This window comes from Pararhizobium sp., assembly GCF_035497515.1.
Taxonomy (GTDB): domain Bacteria; phylum Pseudomonadota; class Alphaproteobacteria; order Rhizobiales; family Rhizobiaceae; genus Pararhizobium.
Genome location: NZ_DATJDJ010000106.1, coordinates 1 through 2,721, shown reverse-complemented (window position 1 = coordinate 2,721; position 2,721 = coordinate 1). Strand labels below are relative to the sequence as shown.

Here is a 2,721-nt window from a genome sequence, read left to right as displayed (position 1 = left end):
CCCGATCGCCGCACCGAGCCAAAGCGCGATCAGCAGGATGGCAAGCGCGGCGAATGCCGCGCCCGTTCGCCCGATCGATGTCAGCGTCCTGCTCACTTGGCAAGGCCCGCTTCGGCGATTGAGTCTGCCAGTACCTCGATGCCCTCGATCGTTCGGATGGTCGGGTTCATGGCCTGGGCGTCCATGTTGAAGACATGGCCGTTCTTCGCCGCCGACATGAGGCTGGCGACGGGATCGGTCTTCAAGAAGTCGAGCTTGGCTTCAAGGCCGTCCAGCGGATAGCGGCGGCGTTCCATCGAGCCTGCGACAATGATTGTCGGGTCGGCCTTGGCGATCGTTTCCCATCCGACCGTCGGCCATTCATCGTCTGTCTTGATAATGTTTTCAATGCCAAGGGCCGACATGATATAGGCCGGGGCGCCGTTCTTTCCCGCGACATAGGGATCAGCATCGGCGGCACTGGAGAACCAGAACACGGCCGACAGCTTGCCCTCGGCGGACGCGACCTTGGCTCGGGCCGCATCTTCGCGCTTCTTCAACTCTGCGACGACTTCTTCGCCCTTGTCCTGCACGTTGTAGATCTGCGCCAGTTCGCGGATCTCCTGGTAGACGAGATTCATGGTGAAGACCTGGTGGCGCACGCCATCGCTGGCGGCGGAATTTTCCTTACCGGTGCAATCGGACGGGGAGGTATAGACCGGGATTCCCAGTTCCTCGAACTGCTCCGGCTTGGCAACCACACCCTCGGGGCCGACCTGCCACTGGAACTGAACTGCAATGATGTCCGGTTTCTTGGCAAGCACACTTTCGAAGCTCGGATCGTTATCGGCGAGGCGATCGATCCCGGCGTTGACCTCCTCATAACCCTTCAGAACAGGACCAACCCAGAGTGCAGTGCCTGCGACCCTGTCGGCGAGGCCGAGCATATAGAGAATTTCGGTGCTGCTTTGACCGATCGATACGGTCTTTGTTGGTGCCTTGTTAATCGTGATCTGTCGACCGCAATTTCGCAGTGTCAACGGATAGCCGGTCTCGGCGGCCTGCGCGTGACCGGCAAGGTTGCCAGCGACAAGCGACGCGAACAGGAAACCGGCTCGAAGCGGCGTTTTGAAAAGTGATGTCATGATGTGCCCCAAATACGGATTGAAAGCCGCGCAGGGCGGCAGAGCGGAACGAAGGACGGTCAGGCCGTCCGAACGATCGAACAATCGACAGGTTGGGGGAAAGGCAGCGTCGGTCGACGCCGCGAGGCGCTGGTGATCTTCATTGCATACTCCTGTTCCGGGCTTCCCCGCCCGTGACGATGGATCGATAGGTGACGGCAGGTCTCCTGGCTCACGAATATCCGCTGTCCATCTGCCTTCCCGTGCTGTCCGCACAGTGGCATGGCGCTATGCGCCACGAGGATGGACGGCAATCCGCTTACAGTTGCGGGGGCAGCCACGGTTTTGGTCCCATGCGGGTCGTCCGCACCGTGTTCCCTATTATTCCCCTCCACCTCATGGGTAGGGGAACCGTCGAGGCCAGTTAAGGGAGAAGTTGGCAACCGGTCAAGGCCGTACTTGGAGCCAATACGCTCCATTTCATGCGATTTGTTTATGCGTGCGTCCCAGATCGATAAGCCGCATCCAGAGATTTTCTGCAAGATTCCGGTCGTGGGTGACCAACAAATCCGGAAGGCCTGCCTTTCATCATCGACGGGCGGAACGGGTTTCGGCGGGTGATCTGCAAAGCCTCGCATGCGTGCGGGAGCTTCTGCTTGATCTCGAACGGTTGGCGTGCCCGACCATGTGTCGTCAATGCCTCCGCTGAAGGAACCTCGCCGCACCCGGGGTAGGTGATGAACGGCCGCGTGGTCGTGGTAGTCGAGTGTTGGGTTTCGGCGTTCCATACAAATGTCGATCATCGCGTCCTCCGAATTGACAGCGACTCAATATGTAATGTTATTACATTCGTCAATCGGCTTCTTTGTGCGGGATCATGCGGCAAACCCGGCCAAAGGTGTTTTGTATCTGGCCGGGCAGCTCGGCCTCGATGTTGGAAGCGGTCGGGTGGCCTTACCAACGGCACGAGCATAAGCGGCCGTTGGTAAGGCAGCGCTCGGAGCGTCCTCAGCCGACAATGAGCCAGCGCGATACGGCGTCGGCGACTTCCTTTTCATTGCGAACCGCATCGCTGGCCCAGGCAACAACCCCATCGGGACGCACCAGCATGGCTTGTAGGCCCAGCCGCTCTTCTGCATCTCCCGTAACGTACCGGATTTGACCGCCACATCGGTCAGCAAACGCCTGTAACCCGATGCATCTGTCGAAATCGACGAGCAGCGCTTGTCCGGTCCGGAAACACTCGTTTAGCCGCGTCCCATCGGCGAACTTGAAATCCGGCACGGTGCGACCGACCAAGGGATGGCCTTCGCCCAAATCATAATGAAGCCCGATACCCCAGACGCGCTCGGCGAAATAGGTAGCGCCGTCGCGCGTCTCGATCAGATCCCGGACGATCGCTTCAAGCGCACGCGAACTACGGGATGGCCGCATCAGCACGACCTGCGCCCGCGACCAATCAAGAATTAGCGCACCGGCCGGATGCCGTTCGTGTTCGTAGCTGTCGAGGAGACCAGCCGGCGCCGTGCCGCGGAACGTGGCGGCGAGCTTCCAGCCGAGGTTGATGGCATCACCCAGGCCAAGGTTAAGCCCTTGACCGCCCAGCGGCGAATGGATG

At 60.1% G+C, this 2,721-nt stretch carries 2 protein-coding genes and 1 riboswitch; both genes read right to left on the bottom strand.

What is annotated here, in order from left to right; all coding sequences use genetic code 11:
• Positions 1 to 92 precede the first annotated feature (92 nt).
• Complete coding sequence (locus tag VL202_RS11030; RefSeq protein ID WP_325464162.1) at positions 93 to 1,124, bottom strand: ABC transporter substrate-binding protein; 1,032 nt, start codon at positions 1,122 to 1,124, stop codon at positions 93 to 95.
• Between the two features lie 179 nt (positions 1,125 to 1,303).
• Positions 1,304 to 1,534: riboswitch (cobalamin riboswitch) on the bottom strand.
• 577 nt (positions 1,535 to 2,111) lie between these two features.
• Positions 2,112 to 2,721, bottom strand: a 610-nt coding sequence (locus VL202_RS11025; RefSeq protein ID WP_325464161.1) for an FAD-dependent monooxygenase, incomplete at its 5' end; no start/stop codon positions are given.